The organism is Pedobacter antarcticus (assembly GCF_900112985.1).
GTDB classification, from domain to species: Bacteria; Bacteroidota; Bacteroidia; order Sphingobacteriales; family Sphingobacteriaceae; genus Pedobacter; species Pedobacter antarcticus.
The window spans coordinates 48,044-64,745 of the sequence record NZ_FONS01000007.1; the positions used below are offsets into that span (position 1 = coordinate 48,044).

Genomic DNA, 16,702 nt, shown 5'->3' on the forward strand with positions numbered 1-16,702 from the left:
TTTTCTTGCCGGATCGCGGTTGCTTCAGATATCCGAGTTTTATCCGCTCATCGGCAAATTGCAAAACTTAAACAAAATCACCTTATTAACACTGTTTAGGCATCGGCAGATACACTTGGTAAATGGATTGAAATAACTGACCAAAACCAATGAGTATAGAAGGCTTATTTCAGTAAACCATGTTTTTTTATAACATCTTGTTCATCTTGATTTAATATTGAGAATCTACTTTTGTGATAGATAATATTTGGTTAGTATTTTCTAAAGTTTAGGTTTAGTTGATTGAAATAACCCGGGTGGATGTCCGGGTTTTTTGCTTTTAATAACCTTTTTTTATTTCCCCTTTTTATTTTTATACTGTCCTTGGTTGGTATACCCTTGCCATACCCTTCCTTTACCCTTGCGATACCCAATAGGTAAAGGAAGGGTATCCCAACGGTATGGCAAGGGTAAAGCAAGGGTATATCAACACCGAAGAGAATCAACAGAAAATTAAAAGCTACCATATTGGAAATATTAACCTGTTTACGCCTATCTCAACTCTAAAGCACCAAATAAATTTAATTGATAATTTGTTATACGCTGATATACAGCGTGTATGCGGATTATCGTAATTTTTTGATTTAAAACTACTATTTCTATATAGAATCTATATATTTGTTATTGCGGGGTAAAAACCGCAGAACAAAACAACCTATAACCAAGATTTATTGACATGCAGAGTTTTAGAACGGAGCTGGAAAATCCGGTAGTCGAAAAAGATATTATCGATCTTGAACAGAAGATCCGTGCCTTTAGAGAAGGAAAAATCCATGATGAAAAATTCCGTAGTCTTCGTCTGGCCAGAGGTGTGTACGGGCAAAGACAGCCGGGTGTACAGATGGTCAGGATTAAGTTACCCTTCGGTAAAGTTACCTTTAAACAGCTTTTAAGGATAGCAGACGTTTCCGATGAATATGGAAGTGGAAATCTCCACCTCACGACACGCCAGGATATTCAGATTCATTATGTCAGTTTAGACAGGACTCCGCAATTATGGGCAGAGCTGGAACGTGACGATATTACTTTAAGGGAAGCCTGTGGGAATACGGTCAGAAATGTGACTTCTTCCCCAGACGCAGGAATCAATCCTGATGAGCTGTTCGACGTGTCTCCCTATGCGCAGGCTACGTTTGCGTATTTCTTGCGTAATCCGGTTTGTCAGGAGATGGGTAGAAAGATTAAAATTTCTTTTTCAGCCAACGCTAAAGATACCGCCTTTAGCTATATTCATGATCTGGGTTTTATACCTAAACTGGATGATCAGGGAAACAGGGGCTTTAAAGTTATGTTTGCCGGAGGTTTAGGTGCACAGCCATTTCTGGCAAGTGTGGTAAAGACATTTTTACCGGAAGACCAGCTCATTCCCTATACAGAATCTGTACTACGCGTTTTTGACCGTTATGGAGAGCGCAGTAACAGGAATAAAGCAAGAATGAAATATCTGGTTCAGAAGTTAGGCCTGGAAGAAGTAACCAGACTGATCGAAGAAGAAGTAATTGCTAATAAATCCAGAACATATCCGATTAATCGTGATTTAGTACCCTTACCAGAAGCCCCGCCTGAAATTGCGCTGGATGCAGAATTGAAACCTGCAGATCCGGTTCATTATCAGCAATGGCTGGATACGAATGTTTTCCAGCAGAAGCAAGCTGGTTTTTACGGAGTTTATTTAAAAATACCAGTAGGGGATATTAAAACCGACCGTGCCAGATTACTGGTAGAAGCAATCAGGCCTTATGTGGCAGATGAAATCAGGATCACGCAAAATCAGGGATTGCTGCTCAAATTCGTAAGAGCAAATGGTTTGCTGCCACTGTACAATAATCTGCTGGAATTAGGTTTTGCTGTTAGTGGTTTTGATAGCCTTGCCGATGTAACTACCTGCCCCGGAACAGACACTTGCAACCTGGGCATAGCCAATAGCATGTCATTGGCAGTCGTACTGGAAACAGTGATACAGGATGAATTTCCAGATTTGATTTATGATAAAGACATTAAAATAAAAATAAGTGGTTGTATGAACTCCTGCGGACAGCATGGACTTGCACATATCGGCTTTCATGGAAGCTCAGTAAAAGCAAACGGCCAGGTCGTACCAGCAGTTCAGGTCATGCTTGGTGGCGGAACAGTTGGAGATGGAGAAGGGCGTGTGGCAGAACGTGTCATTAAAGTGCCTACCAAGCGTGCTCAATACGTTTTAAGAACTATTCTGGAAGACTACCAGCTACACGCTGCCGGTAAAAGTTTCCATGAATATTATGACTTCAGTGGCAAAGATTATTTCTATCAGTTGTTAAAACCACTTGCAGATCTAACGACACTTACTCCAGAAGAATATGTAGACTGGGGACATGAAGAAACCTTTCAAACTGCCATTGGAGTTGGAGAATGTGCGGGAGTAATTGTTGATCTGGTTGCGACACTATTATTTGAAGGAGAAGAAAAACTACTTTGGGCTAGAGAAGCATTTGAAGCTGGAGCTTGGTCAGATGCAATTTATCATGCCTATAGTGTTTATGTGAACACAGCCAAGGCGTTATTACTCGATAAAGGAATCAGTGCGAGTACACAAATCGGTGTCATTCGCGAATTTGATACAAATTTTGTCATTACCGGAGAAGTGAAGCTGGAAGGCACTTTCTCAGATCTGGTACTGCAGATAAATAAAAATGAGCCAGGTGTAGAATTTGCGGCAGCCTACTTAAAAGGAGCAGGTGAATTTTATCAGGAATTAAGAGCGAAAAGGGAGGCGCAGGTTAAAGCATGAAATTAGACAGTCAAAGACAAATTCCGGAACCCAGGATTACCCTGGTGGGTGCAGGTCCCGGAGATCCGGATCTGATTACCATGAAAGGTGCAAAAGCACTGGGAGATGCAGATGTAATTCTTTACGATGCACTCGTCAATGAAGATCTGCTCGATTATGCAAAACCAGGTGCAGTTAAGGTATTCGTAGGAAAAAGATCTGGGCAACATTCCAGTACGCAGCAGGAAATTAATCAGCTGATGGTAGATTATGCTTTAAACTACGGGCATGTGGTTAGGCTGAAAGGTGGAGATCCCTTTGTTTTCGGCCGTGGATATGAGGAAATGAATTTCGCTGCAGGTTATAATATACCTGTTAAAATAGTACCTGGCTTATCCAGCTCCATTGCAGTTCCTGGATTACAGCAGATTCCTGTTACACACCGTGGTTTAAGTGAAAGCTTTTGGGTAGTAACAGGCACAACAGCGTCAGGAGCGATGTCTAACGATTTATATGAAGCTGTCAGGACTAAAGCAACGGTTGTAGTGCTTATGGGAATGAATAAACTGAAAGAAATTGTCAGGTTATACCAACAGGAAGGCAAAAGCAGACTGCCCGTAGCTATAATTCAGAATGGAAGCACCGATTTGGAGAAATGTGCTGTAGGTATTGTAGATACAATCCTGGAAGTAGCGGAAGAAAAACGCATTGCGGCTCCTGCGATTATTGTATTGGGCGAAGTTGTGTCTCTGCATCCGGATTTTCAGCCAATCAGAGATTTCTTCGAAACCATTCAAACAGAAATCAATTAAAATATGCCGCTGGGTAACCAATTATTTCCTGTATTTCTGAAATTAAACCAAATGCAGACGCTGGTCATAGGGGCCGGCCCTGTAGGTCTGGAGAAACTCCAGGCCGTGGTCAGGCAGAGTGAACAGGCGCGAATTAAGGTAGTTGCAGCCGAGATTTCTGACGAAGTGTATGCTTTTGCAAAAGAATATCCACAGATTATTCTGGAACATAAAAATTATGAAGCTGCAGACCTGGCAGGAGCAGACCTGGTTATTGCAGCGACGAATAACCCGGCACTCAATTTAAGAATAGTTGAAGATGGGCATCATGCGCGTCTTTTGGTAAATATTGCAGACAAACCAGAACTCTGTGATTTTTACCTGGGTTCGATAGTGAAAAAAGGCGATTTAAAAATTGCGATCTCTACCAATGGAAAGTCTCCGACCATAGCGAAAAGATTAAAAGAATTATTTCAAGAACATCTACCTGACGGATTAGATATAACACTGCAGCAAATGAGTAAATTTCGTCAAACCCTGGATGGAGATTTTCAGGACAAAGTACAAAAGTTAAACGAAGTGAGTGCCGTTTTAGTGAGACCCGCGGCTAAGTCGCCGTCTTTTCCATTTTTTAAATGGCTGGTATGGTTAACCATTATGTTATCACTGGCGATCCTGTTGGCAATCTTTTGGCACCGGGAACCGGAGTTTCAGGAGTATCTGATCAATATAGATCCTATATTTTACTGGTTTTTACTCGGCGGATTCATCTTTGCCATGGTTGATGGTGCTATTGGTATGTCTTATGGAGTAACCTCAACTGCATTTTCACTTTCTATGGGGCTACCACCAGCTTCGGCGAGTATGGCCGTTCATTTATCAGAAGTGCTAAGCAATGGAATCGCTGGTTGGATGCATTACAGAATGGGGAATATTAACTGGAAATTATTTCGCCTGTTAATTATCCCCGGTGTAATCGGAGCTGTTGGTGGCGCATTTCTACTCTCTTCCCTGGAACATTACAGTGCCTATACCAAACCGTTGGTCTCGGTGTATACATTAATTCTGGGTGGAGTGATCTTGTCAAAAGCATTCAAGAAACCTGGTAAGCGCAAGAATGGAAAGATAAAACAGATTGTTCCATTAGGGTTCTTCGGTGGTTTTATTGATGCTGTTGGTGGTGGTGGATGGGGCTCTATAGTGTTATCCAGTCTAATAGCAGGTGGTAGAAATGCCAGGTTTTCTCTGGGAACAGTGAAGATCACCCGTTTTTTTATCGCATTGATGAGCTCACTGACTTTTATCACCATGTTAAAATATGTTCATTGGGAAGCGGTCGGAGGATTAATTATCGGGAGTGCACTGGCAGCGCCTATTGCTGCTAAAGTTTCCAACCGGATCTCGGTAAAGAGTATTATGGTGGCAGTAGGTATCATAGTGATCCTTGTGAGCTTAAGAAGCGTAATTATGTTTATTTTAAAAGTATTATAATATGAAAGCACTACTGGAAGAAATTGCTGCGGAACTGGAAGGCAAAGATCCGGTATCGGCTATCAGTTTGCTGGCAGACAGATTTCCGGGAAAGATTACTTTTTCTACCAGTTTCGGCTGGGAAGACCAGGTAATTACCGATTTTATTTTCAAGAATCAATTGCCCGTAAGCGTGTTTTCACTGGAAACCGGCCGCTTATTTCCGGAAACCTATTATGTATGGAACAGAACGCTGGAGAGATATAATCAGCCGATCCATGCTTATTATCCGGATGCAGCGGAACTGGAAAAAATGGTAAGCACCAAAGGGCCTTCGAGTTTTTATACTTCGGTAGAAAACCGGAAGGAATGTTGTGCGATCCGTAAAATGGGTCCCTTGAAACGGGCGCTTGCAGGGCAGCAATGCTGGATTACGGGTATTCGGGCAGAGCAGTCAGTTAACCGGACGGATATGAGTAACCTGGAATGGGACGAACAGAATCAGCTGATTAAGTTTCATCCGGTTTTTAATTGGACACTGGAAGATTTGAAAGCTTATATCCGTGAAAATAATATTATCTATAATCCGCTCCATGATAAAGGATTTCCGAGTATCGGCTGTGCACCCTGTACCAGGGCTGTACAGGAAGGAGAAGATTTCCGTGCAGGGAGATGGTGGTGGGAAGATCAGTCGAAGAAAGAATGTGGTTTGCACGCCACAAAATAATTTGTAAAAAGAACATGCAAGCACAAAAATTAGATTATTTAGATGAACTGGAGGCAGAAGCGATTCATATTCTGCGGGAAGTTGCCGGGCAGTTTGAAAAACCTGCACTCTTGTTTTCAGGTGGAAAAGATTCTATAACACTGGTAAGGCTGGCTGAAAAAGCTTTCCGTCCAGGTAAGTTTCCGTTCCCGCTGGTACATATTGATACCGGACACAATTTTGAAGAAACTATTATTTACCGTGATCAAATGGTCGAACGTCTGGGCGAAAAACTCATAGTCGGGTACGTGCAGGATGCTATAGATCAGGGAAAAGTTTTGGAGCAAAAAGGGAAAAATGCCAGCAGGAACGCATTACAGACGGTTACCCTATTGGATACCATTGCAGAACATGGTTTTGATGCCTGTATAGGTGGTGCCAGAAGGGACGAAGAGAAAGCCAGAGCCAAGGAAAGAATATTTTCCGTGCGTGATGAATTCGGACAATGGGATCCAAAAAGACAGCGTCCTGAACTGTGGAATATTTATAACGGTAGGATTCAGAAAGGTGAAAATGTAAGGGTTTTTCCTATCAGCAACTGGACAGAGTTGGATGTGTGGAATTATATCCGGCGTGAAAAAATGGATCTTCCGAGTATCTATTTCGCACATCAGCGGGATTGTATCACCAGAAATGGCCAGTTAATGGCTGCCTCACCTTATTTAAATATGGATGAGGAAGATTTGATCGTGAGCCGCAAGGTTCGTTTCAGGACAGTGGGAGATATGAGCTGTACAGCAGCAGTAGCATCAGAAGCAGACCAGATTGATGACATTATTGCAGAGATAAGTGCATCAAAAATTAGTGAAAGAGGGGCCAGACTGGACGATAAAGTATCAGAAGCAGCGATGGAAGACCGCAAGAAAGGAGGGTATTTTTAATGGATATATTAAAGTTTTTTACAGCCGGAAGCGTTGACGATGGCAAAAGCACATTAATCGGGCGGTTATTATACGACACCAATTCGATTCTTGCAGATCAATTGGAAGCATTGCAGGCTTCGAACAGGAAAAATGACGACGGTACTATCGACCTTGCGATTCTTACCGATGGACTTCGTGCCGAACGGGAGCAGGGTATTACGATAGACGTGGCTTATAAGTATTTCCAGACCGAAAAGCGTAAGTTTATAATTGCTGATACACCGGGGCACATCCAGTATACCAGAAATATGGTTACCGGAGCCTCTACTGCCAAACTAGCGATTATTTTGATAGATGCCCGAAAAGGTGTTGTCGAACAGACTATAAGACACTCTTATCTGGTATCTCTGCTAGGCGTGTCCGAGCTTGCCGTTTGTATTAATAAGATGGATATGGTTGATTATAGTGAAACTGTATTCCGGGAAATCACGCAAGCCTATGAAGCCCTGGCTGCCAAACTAAACCTTAATAAAGTAAACTTTATTCCGGTAAGCGCTTTAAAAGGAGATAATATTGTCCATCGCTCCGACCATATGCCATGGTATGATGGTTCCAGTCTACTCTATTTTTTGGAAAACGTCGAAGTAACTGGTCATTTGCCTTCAGTATATGCACGAATGCCCGTTCAATGGGTAATCCGTCCGCAGACTGAAGATCTGCATGATTATAGAGGGTATGCCGGTCGAATCCTAAGCGGAACCTTTAAAAAAGGCGATGCGGTGACCGTTATGCCTTCAGGCCAACAATCTGTAATCGACCGGATAGAAGTGTTTGATAAGGAGCCAGAGCAAGCATTGACTGGCATGTCTGTTACACTTCATCTTAAAGATCAGGTAGACATCAGCAGGGGAGATGTTTTGGTCAGTTCTGCCAGACTTACTCAGCAGACCAAAAATATTGCTGCAGATTTATGCTGGATGGATCAGAAACAGCTCGATCACTCTTTAACTTACCTGCTGCAGCATAACAGCAAAATCACGAAATGCAAGATTGCCGATATCCAGTATAAAGTTGATATCAACACCATGAAAAAAGAAGGAGCCGATACTTTTCATCTGAATGATATCGGGAGGGTCGAACTTAAAACGGCAGACGAATTGGCATTTGACTGGTATGATGAAAATCCAGCCAATGGCGCAGCCATTTTGATTGATAGCAGAACTAACCTTACCGTAGCTGCACTGATGTTCAGAGAGGCAGTTTAATCTGGAGAATATATGTTGCATAAAAAAACAGGCTTAAGGCCTGTTTTTTTATGCAACATATATTCTCTACTTTGCCGGAAGCCCGGAATTTATCGGGACGATAAATGATAGCTATCGGATGAAGAAATCAGACATATATGAAATAGCGATCAGAATTTTAGGTTTATACCTGATTACAATACTGATCACGCAATTCCGGGATGTACTGATGTTCGCCAGTATTGTTATACAGAACCCGAACCATAGCGAACAGCCTGGAGAAATAGATCAATGGCCAATTTTTATAATTACTATCGCCAGTTTTATCTTACTGTCTATTTTTGCAGCCTTACTGATCTTCAAAGCGAAGGACATCACAAATCGGATTTGCCGCAAGGAAGACATGGAAGTGGAAACAGGTGCCGGAATGGAACGAAAAACAATTTACGAGATCGCATTGACTTTGCTCGGTTTGATTACCATTGTCCAGGCCTTGCCCGAATTTCTTTTTAAATTCAGACAGCATTTGCAGTTGATACAGGGCGGGCAGGCCAATAGAGATGGCGAAATACAGCTTCTGGTTATTTTGGGACTCAAACTGGTCATTGGGGTACTATCGGTTGTATATGCAAAAGCGATTTCAGTCTCTCTTGGAAAGAAATGATTTGGTATTCTAACTCTAATTTCTATCTTTAAATCCGCAATTTCCTTGCAGGTAGACATTTAAAATATTCATGAAAGCTACACCGCAGCAGCAAGCACAAAAAACACCCGGTATATTTAGTCTGCTCAGGCCATACAGTGGCTTAATAGGTTTACTCATACTATTTGCCTTGATTAGTAATGGTTTAAACCTCTGGCTTCCGCGTTTAATCGGACAGGGCATAGATGCGTTTGAACATCATTCTTTTTCGTTCCCGAATATGATCGTCAGTTTCGTATCGGTCGCATTTGTAATTTTCGTGTTCAGTTTACTGCAGGGAGTCGTTCAGACTTATGCGTCTGAGAAAGTAGCCCGTGATCTAAGGACACGGATCGCTGAACGGATTTCAGTGCAGAACTTTACATTTATTGAAAATACAACCCCCGCCAAATTACTTACCAATCTCACTTCCGACGTAGATTCTATTAAGCTCTTTGTTTCGCAGGCAATTGTTTCCATTGTTTCCTCGCTTTTTATTATCATCGGGGCAAGCGTTTTACTGCTAAGCATAAACTGGAAATTAGGTTTAATGATTATTGCCATTATTCCTATTATAGGCGGAGCATTCTACCTTGTACTGAGAAGGGTTAAAGTTTTGTTTAAAAGGAGTCGTGAAGTAATAGACTGGCTTAACAAAGTTATTAACGAAAGTATTTTAGGAGCGGCACTCATCCGGGTGATCAATTCACAATTCCTGGAATATGAAAAGTTCTTTAAGGCTAGTCAGGAATCGAGAGATATCGGCTTAAGTATTCTCCGGTTATTTGCCTGGCTTATTCCAATTATTGTATTTACAGCGAATATAGCAGGGCTATCCATATTGGTACTCGGTGGTCATTTTGTGGTCAGCGGGAGTATGAGTATCGGAGAGTTTGCTGCTTTCAATAGCTATCTGGCTCTTTTGATCTTTCCAATATTGGTTATAGGTTTTATGAGTAATGTGATTGCACAGGCCACGGCATCCTATAACCGGATAGTGATAGTACTGGAAGCTAAAGATCCGGCTGCTACCGGAGTTGTAAACCAGGCGCTGGAAGGTGCGGTGGAAGTAAAAGATCTCAGTCTGCGTTTTGGGCAGAAATATGCCTTGAAAGATATAAGTTTTAAGGTAGAACCCGGTGCGCGTGTGGCTATTATCGGTCCTACTGCGGCAGGTAAAACACAGTTGTTGTACTTACTGACAGGCTTAACTATTCCCGAAAGCGGACAGGTATTATATGATCAACAGCCTATTTCTGCTTATCAGCCGGAAGCATTTTATAAACAGATTGGATTTGTATTTCAGGACAGTATCTTGTTTAACCTGAGTATCAGGGAGAACATTGCTTTCAGTGATACCGTTACCGATGAATCCTTAGAGAAGGCAATCCGCACGGCCGAACTGAGAGAATTTGTAAGTGGTTTATCAAATGGACTGGATACTAAAGTTTCCGAGAGAGGCTTAAGTTTATCTGGAGGGCAGAAGCAAAGAATTATGCTTGCCCGGGCATTAGCTCTGGATCCTAAAATTTTATTACTTGACGATTTTACTGCCCGTGTGGATTTACAGACCGAAGCGCGCATTCTAACCAATATTTCCCGGAACTATCCAGGTATGACCACGATTTCAGTTACACAGAAGATTGCTGCGGTACAGCATTATTCACAACTCATCCTGCTCATGCAAGGTGAAGTGCTTGCCAAAGGCACACATCAGGAATTAATGGAAAGCAGTCCTGAATATGTACAGATTTTTAACTCCCAGCAAAGCACAAGCAATTATGAACTATGAGCTTAAAAATGCAGATAGATCTGCGGAAAAAGTATCTACCTGGGCTGGATTAAAAGGTTTACTGAAATTAGTCGAGCAGGAGCGGAAAACTTTGTTACTCGCTTTATGTGCCATACTAATTAACGCATTTCTCAATCTGCTCGGGCCGCTTCTGATCGGGTATACCATAGATCATTACATCATGGAAAAGAACTTTAAAGGTGTGCCGCTTTATGCAGGCATACTGCTTGGTTTATACATGATTGCTTTCATTGCCAGTTATTTCCAAACCAAATTGATGGGAGGAGTAGGTCAAAGGATTATTTTCGAACTGAGAAACTCCATCTTTGGTAAGATACAACAACTGCCACTGGCTTTTTTTAATGCAAATAAGGCCGGAGATCTGATCTCCAGAGTAAATAATGATACCGATAAACTGAGTCAGTTTTTTTCTCAATCGTTAATGCAGTTTGTTGGAACGATTGTAATGATGATCGGATCCGGTATCTTTCTATTGGTTATTCACCCCGAACTGGGGTTGGCTACACTGGTACCAGCCTTATTTATTTTGGTGTTTACTAAAGTAATTTCGCCTTGGGTAAAGTACCGGAATAAACGAAATCTGGAAAGTACAGGTGCGATGAGTGGCGAAATTCAGGAGAGCCTTAATAACTTTAAAGTAATTATTGCTTTCAATCGCAGGGATTATTTCCGGGAAAAATTTGAACAGGCAAATACAGATAATTATAACACTGCAATCAGATCGGGTATGGCAAACATGCTCTTTATGCCCGTATTCGGGTTATTTTCATCGATTGCACAGTTGGTTGTGCTCGCATTTGGTATCTATCTGATTATACAGGGAAATTTTACCGTCGGTTTGCTAGTCAGTTATCTGGCTTATGCCACAAATTTTTACAACCCTTTACGGCAGCTCGCCGCACTTTGGACCAGTTTGCAGGTGGCACTGGCCGGCTGGGAAAGGATAACTCAGATACTCGCTTTACAGAACAATCTGCTTACTTTATCTGCAGGGACTGCCGAAAATGATGACCACAGCCCGGTTCTGGAATTCAGGAATGTACATTTTGGCTATCCCGGAGGTTACGAGATCCTGCATCATATTAATTTTTCATTGGAAGCCGGTAAAACTTATGCACTGGTAGGGCCAACAGGAGGAGGTAAAACTACAACTGCTGCAATGATGGCTAGATTATATGATCCTCTGGAAGGAGAAGTCTTATTGGATGGTAAAGATATCCGAACTTATACCGATGAAGAGCGCACTGCGAAAATCGGCTATATCCTTCAGGATCCTTTTCTGTTCTCAGGAACAGTTAAAGAAAATATGCTTTACCATAATAACCTGTATGCGGGATTTACTGATGAGCAATTTAAAGTGGTTTTGGAGAAAGCCAAATTGGAGGGTTTGCTAACTACATTTGACCAGGGGTTGGAAACACCGGTCACGTCCTCAGGTGACAGTCTCAGTATAGGGCAAAAGCAACTTATTGCTTTCATGCGGGCAGTATTAAGGAAACCAAAAATATTAATCCTGGACGAAGCGACTGCAAATATTGATACCATTACCGAACAGTTACTCGGACAGATACTGGATAATCTGGCTCAGGATACAACTCAGGTTATTATTGCGCACAGACTCAACACGATTGAGAATGCAGATGAAATTTTCTTCATTAATTCAGGTGAAGTAGTCCGTGCGGGTTCCTTTTCAGAAGCTGTTTCGCGGTTAATGGAGGGTAAAAGATCCAGCTAGTTCAGCCGCTATTCTGTTTTACAGGGAACAGGTTCAAAAATGAATCTGCCACGGTCGTAATTAATGGGTACATCGGGGCGGAAATATGTTCTGCCCATCATAGTCTCCATTTCTCCTATTCCCAGCTTAAGTACGCTATCCTGTTTTAAAAGGGCCAGTGGATTAGTAAAAGTTTCTTTTGATTGACCATTGCGTAGATAGAAGTTAACCAGCAGGGTGTCGCCACTGAATTTACCAGCTATTGTACCGTGCTGATCATCTTTCCCTTTGTATTTAAAATGAAGATCACCTTCTGCCTTTTTCTCGAATGTTTTGAGTTGCAGGGTTGCGGTATCCTGACCATCTATAGCCTGGTAGCAGGTTGTTGTCCAGGCGGTATCAGTGATTTTTTTCTGGTTACTATCTGGCGAAGAACATGCCTGAATGAATATTAAGGCAAACAGGAGACCGGAGATTGGGGCTAATTTTTTCATAGTAGACTTTTCCTTATGATGTATAAAACCTCCTGTTTCCATAAATTGTTTGCGCATAAAAAAACAGGCACGGGGGCCTGTTATATGTAGGTAAGTTTATGACAGCGCTAAACGCTAAGCTTGAGCGATGTCATAAACGATTACTTTAGACCATAAATGGCTGTATTTTTCAATAAAGGCGAGATGGATAGGGTGGGTCTGATAGACAGCCTGACCCGCAAGGTCGTTGAAAAAAAGTAGTTCTGATACGCCCCAGCTACTGTCAATAACGTCTCTTTTCTCTGTGTCGGCTACTATGCCCACGTGGAGACCTTTAACTGTCTCGATTTTAGATAGTGTTTTAACGCCTGCTACAAGCAGGTCTCGGTCAGCTTTAGAATCTGGGTTTTTTAGCCAGAAGAAAACATGATGTACTACCGGATACTGTTGTTCCATAACATTAGTTGATGATGAAAAAGGCATTGCTGTAGCTACAGTAGTTGTAACTGCCATTGCTGCTGCTGTTCCAATGAATTTTCTGCGTGTTGAATTGGCCATAAATTAGGTTCGGATTAGATTATTTGACTTTAATATATCTGATGAGGCAGGCTTCGATACATGCGCCCTGCGTCATTATCATTTCTTTATTGTTAGCCAGGGTATAAATCAAACTTATTTTCGAATTATCAGCCTTGGTAAAGATTATGCGTCCTTCATCCTCGAGCGTGTAACTTTTATAATCATTCAGCCCCTTTGCGGTTCCGTTTGCATAAAGATAAATCAGTGTGCGGTCTTTGGCTGGAAGATCTCTCCAAGGAGTTTTACCGTTTCCAATATCGTTGAGTACCGCTACAGACTGCCAGGTGCCAATGACGCCATCACCGGAGGAAGCATCTCCCTGGTTGTCATGTTTTTTGCAGCCGGCTAGTATTACAGTAAGAATACTTAGTGCGAGTATAATTCTTTTCATACCTAAATTTAAAGTATTGAAAGATAAGAAAATTATAGTTTAATTCATGTATCTAAGCGCATATCCGTCGGTGCAAAGACCGTTGGAAATGATTAAGATGAATTTACCGCTGATAAATATTGAGGCGGCTATTTTTAGATTTAGTAATTTGTACCAGCTGTCTTCTCGGATTTCGACTGAGAATATCTGTTACCCTTGCTGCACTGGCAGTAACCCGGTATCTGGCAGCAATTTCTTGTGCGATCGCTTTTGCAGTCCTGGGTTTGTCTAAGAAATCAGAATTTAATATCATGTCGACGTAATGAGAGAGATTTGGCGTTTCTTCATTAAGCCATGCCGGATCTATCTGTTTGCTGATTAGGTATTTTCTGATATTATCCCTTAATATTTCTCTGGCTGGGATGGGGAATTCCGGATCGGCAAGCTGATAATACCTGACGCCAAAAGTCTGACCTATAGTTTCCTGGATCTTTATGCCGATATTAAGGTCGCCGTTCTCAATAGCGGCTATATAGGGCTGATGGACTTCGGTAAACGTAGCAAGTTCTTTCTGGGAAAGCTCTGCTGCTTTTCTGAATGCCCTAATACGCTGACCGTATTCTTTAACCGCACTATAATCTTTCTTCGACACAGACAAATAAAACAGTATCGGTTATCTTAACCGATACTGTATAATGTATAAATGGCGATAGAATTTCGGGTGAATTATCCCTTGTTAATCTTTATTGTCAGTGTCGTATGCTGTCTGATATTTGATTTCCTTCATTACAAAGGAACTCTGCACATGGGCAATATTCTCTATTGCAGCCAACTTATTGGATAGAAAGTCCTGGTAACATTTCATATCGGAAACAACAACTTTCAATGAATAATCAAAATTGCCGGCGACATGGAAACACTCCATGACTTCAGGAATTGCTGCTACGGCCTGCTCAAAATCTATAATCATCGCTTTAGAATGCAATCGGAGTGAAACCTGTATCAATGCTACAATGTCTTTACCTATTTTATCTCTGTCCAGGACGGCTACATAACGCAGAACGACTCCGGATTGTTCAATCTTTTTAAGTCTTTCATAGGTTGGCGTAAGGCTGAGACCGATTCTGCCGGCTATTTGTTTAGCATTCAGGCGGGCATCCGTCTGTAATTCCTTTAAAATCTGATGATCAGTTTTGTCAAAAATAGCTGGGGTAGTCATTTGTTGCTGTGTTCTTTAATTTTCTATTCCTTAGCAGTATAAATTTACTGTATATCCTGTAAATATAATGTATATTTTCTTAAATGATGTTTATAGTGGTTTTTTTGAATGTGATTGACTTAATTTACAGAATTATATTTTTACTAACCCTGTTATGAGAACGAGTCAATTGCCGGACGCTGAGATGCTTCAGTTAGCTGAGTTGAAAAAGAAATTAACTGCAGACGCAGAACTAATGCTGGGCTATCCGGTGTCTAAAGATTTCAATTATGATGAACTTGCTGAATTCCTGAAGTTTCCGATAAACAACCTTGGTGACCCCTTTATAGAATCCACCTATCAGGTGGGTACGCGCGGACTGGAGGTTGAGGTACTGGAATTTTTCGCGGCACTTTTTCGTGCGCCCGTAAATAATTGGTGGGGCTATGTGACTAACGGCGGATCGGAAGGTAATTTATATGGTTTGTATCTGGCGCGTGAAATTCATCCTAAAGGAATGGTTTATTTTTCGCAGGCTACGCACTATAGTGTACAGAAAAACCTGCACTTATTGAATATGCAGAATATTGTTATCAGAACACAGCGTAGCGGAGAGATAGACTATGAAGATCTTCGGGATACTATCCGTATGAACCGACATATGCCTGTTATCATTTTTGCGAACATTGGCACTACAATGACTGAAGCCAGAGACGATGTCCGTAAGATTAAGGCCATACTGCAGGATCTGGCGATTCAACATTATTATATTCATGCTGACGGTGCGTTATCGGGAAGTTACAGTGCTTTCATTGAACCAAGACCGGCTTTTGACTTTGCAGATGGGGCAGATTCCATTGCGATCAGCGGGCATAAGTTCATTGGTTCACCAATTCCCTGCGGTGTAGTCATAGTGAAAAAAAATAACAGGGATAGAATTGCCCGTTCTGTCTCATATACAGGTAGCATGGATACGACGATTACCGGCTCCCGAAACGGACACAGTCCTTTGTTCCTATGGTACACGCTCAAAAAGCTGGGAGAGGATGGCTTTCGTGCACGTGCCCTGCATAGTCTTAAAGTGGCAGCTTATGCGGAAGAGCAGCTCAGGGAGAATGGTATTGAAGCCTGGAGAAACCCTAACTCAATAACGGTAAATATGCCGGCTCCAGGCGAGCGTGTGCGGTTGAAATGGCAGCTGGCGATGGAAGATGGGTGGTGCCATATTATTTGTATGCCCAATGTGACGTTCGCCCAGATAGACCAGCTTGTCGGCGAACTCCTTGAAGATCATAAGAAGATTAATGCAGCGTAATCTGTTTCTTAATCTTGTATAGAATCTCATTCAGATCGAACGGTTTACTTATGAAATCATTTGCACTACATTGTCCGAAGATATTTTCGGGCCTTGCATGTGCGGACATTACAATAATGGGAATATCTTTTATTTTCTGATTAGTCCTGATTTCACGACATAACTCAAGTCCGTTTCCATCCGGCAGCATTACGTCTAGCAGGTAAAGATCAGGTCTGTCATCTGCCATGACTGCCTGAAAAGAAGTGACGTCTGGAAAGAGTGTGACTTGATAACCTTCTTCTTCCAGAATAAATTCAATAATCTGTCTAATATCCTGGTCGTCTTCTACAACATAAATTTGCTTAATCATTTTTATCGGGCTTAGAGGAACACACTCCTCTTCTTTCATAAAGATTGGGTTATGTCATTAATAACTTCGTGTTAAGTTTTCATGGACAAATCATGTACCAATTTTCAAATAAAAAAAGCCGGCACATAATAAAAGGGCAGAACCTGTTGGTCTAACCCTATTATTATGTGCCGGCATCCACCCGCTACTGAATAAATTATCAGTCCAAATATAATTCCATCTGATAGGTGTAAAAAATGATCTTAGTCATAATTCGTGAAAAATAAAAGCGGAGATAAGTCTCC

16 protein-coding genes are annotated in these 16,702 nt (G+C 41.7%); 10 read left to right on the plus strand and 6 right to left on the minus strand.

What is annotated here, in order from left to right; all coding sequences use genetic code 11:
• The first annotated feature begins 715 nt into the window (after nt 1-715).
• From BM192_RS14705 to BM192_RS14745, 9 genes are all read left to right on the plus strand, one after another.
• Nucleotides 716-2,809 (plus strand): HEPN domain-containing protein, encoded by a 2,094-nt coding sequence (locus BM192_RS14705; protein ID WP_037438803.1) that lies wholly within the window; start codon nt 716-718, stop codon nt 2,807-2,809.
• Nucleotides 2,806-3,600 (plus strand): uroporphyrinogen-III C-methyltransferase, encoded by a 795-nt coding sequence (gene cobA, locus BM192_RS14710; RefSeq protein WP_037438801.1) that lies wholly within the window; start codon nt 2,806-2,808, stop codon nt 3,598-3,600. The genes BM192_RS14705 and cobA overlap by 4 nt, the downstream gene beginning before the upstream one ends.
• Before the next feature lie 3 nt (nt 3,601-3,603).
• Entirely contained in the window at nt 3,604-5,070 is a 1,467-nt protein-coding gene (locus BM192_RS14715; RefSeq protein ID WP_051759656.1) for a TSUP family transporter, read from the plus strand.
• 1 nt (nt 5,071) lies between these two features.
• Nucleotides 5,072-5,776 (plus strand): phosphoadenylyl-sulfate reductase, encoded by a 705-nt coding sequence (locus BM192_RS14720; RefSeq protein WP_037438799.1) that lies wholly within the window; start codon nt 5,072-5,074, stop codon nt 5,774-5,776.
• 14 nt (nt 5,777-5,790) lie between these two features.
• Complete coding sequence (gene cysD / locus BM192_RS14725) at nt 5,791-6,696, plus strand: sulfate adenylyltransferase subunit CysD (protein ID WP_037438796.1); 906 nt, start codon at nt 5,791-5,793, stop codon at nt 6,694-6,696.
• Nucleotides 6,696-7,943 (plus strand): sulfate adenylyltransferase subunit 1, encoded by a 1,248-nt coding sequence (locus BM192_RS14730; protein ID WP_037438794.1) that lies wholly within the window; start codon nt 6,696-6,698, stop codon nt 7,941-7,943. Before cysD ends, BM192_RS14730 begins: the two co-directional genes overlap by 1 nt.
• 118 nt (nt 7,944-8,061) lie before the next feature.
• A complete protein-coding gene (locus BM192_RS14735) occupies nt 8,062-8,586 on the plus strand; it encodes a hypothetical protein (RefSeq protein WP_037438002.1) in 525 nt (174 codons plus the stop codon).
• 70 nt (nt 8,587-8,656) lie between these two features.
• On the plus strand, nt 8,657-10,396 hold the full coding sequence (locus BM192_RS14740) for an ABC transporter ATP-binding protein (RefSeq protein WP_037438001.1): 1,740 nt from the start codon (nt 8,657-8,659) through the stop codon (nt 10,394-10,396).
• Nucleotides 10,347-12,152, plus strand: coding sequence for an ABC transporter ATP-binding protein (locus BM192_RS14745; RefSeq protein ID WP_234797566.1), 1,806 nt, complete (start codon nt 10,347-10,349; stop codon nt 12,150-12,152). Before BM192_RS14740 ends, BM192_RS14745 begins: the two co-directional genes overlap by 50 nt.
• 8 nt (nt 12,153-12,160) lie before the next feature.
• Here BM192_RS14745 and BM192_RS14750 read toward each other — a convergent pair whose 3' ends face one another.
• From BM192_RS14750 to BM192_RS14770, 5 genes are all read right to left on the minus strand, one after another.
• Nucleotides 12,161-12,625 carry a hypothetical protein gene (locus BM192_RS14750; protein ID WP_037438017.1) on the minus strand — a complete coding sequence of 155 codons (465 nt, stop codon included), beginning with the start codon at nt 12,623-12,625 and terminating at the stop codon, nt 12,161-12,163.
• A 114-nt stretch (nt 12,626-12,739) separates the two neighbouring features.
• On the minus strand, nt 12,740-13,162 hold the full coding sequence (locus tag BM192_RS14755; protein WP_037437998.1) for a Dabb family protein: 423 nt from the start codon (nt 13,160-13,162) through the stop codon (nt 12,740-12,742).
• Nucleotides 13,163-13,181: 19 nt separating this feature from the next.
• Complete coding sequence (locus tag BM192_RS14760) at nt 13,182-13,574, minus strand: hypothetical protein (protein WP_037437997.1); 393 nt, start codon at nt 13,572-13,574, stop codon at nt 13,182-13,184.
• A gap of 103 nt (nt 13,575-13,677) precedes the next feature.
• On the minus strand, nt 13,678-14,205 hold the full coding sequence (locus BM192_RS14765) for a helix-turn-helix domain-containing protein (RefSeq protein WP_037437995.1): 528 nt from the start codon (nt 14,203-14,205) through the stop codon (nt 13,678-13,680).
• Between the two features lie 84 nt (nt 14,206-14,289).
• Nucleotides 14,290-14,772, minus strand: a complete 483-nt coding sequence (locus BM192_RS14770; protein WP_037437994.1) for an Lrp/AsnC family transcriptional regulator — start codon at nt 14,770-14,772, stop codon at nt 14,290-14,292.
• A 154-nt stretch (nt 14,773-14,926) separates the two neighbouring features.
• Here BM192_RS14770 and BM192_RS14775 point away from each other — a divergent pair, with 154 nt between their 5' ends.
• Nucleotides 14,927-16,066, plus strand: coding sequence for a histidine decarboxylase (locus tag BM192_RS14775; protein WP_037437993.1), 1,140 nt, complete (start codon nt 14,927-14,929; stop codon nt 16,064-16,066).
• Here BM192_RS14775 and BM192_RS14780 read toward each other — a convergent pair.
• On the minus strand, nt 16,053-16,457 hold the full coding sequence (locus BM192_RS14780; RefSeq protein WP_051759513.1) for a response regulator transcription factor: 405 nt from the start codon (nt 16,455-16,457) through the stop codon (nt 16,053-16,055). The genes BM192_RS14775 and BM192_RS14780 overlap by 14 nt on opposite strands.
• Nucleotides 16,458-16,702: the final 245 nt, after the last annotated feature.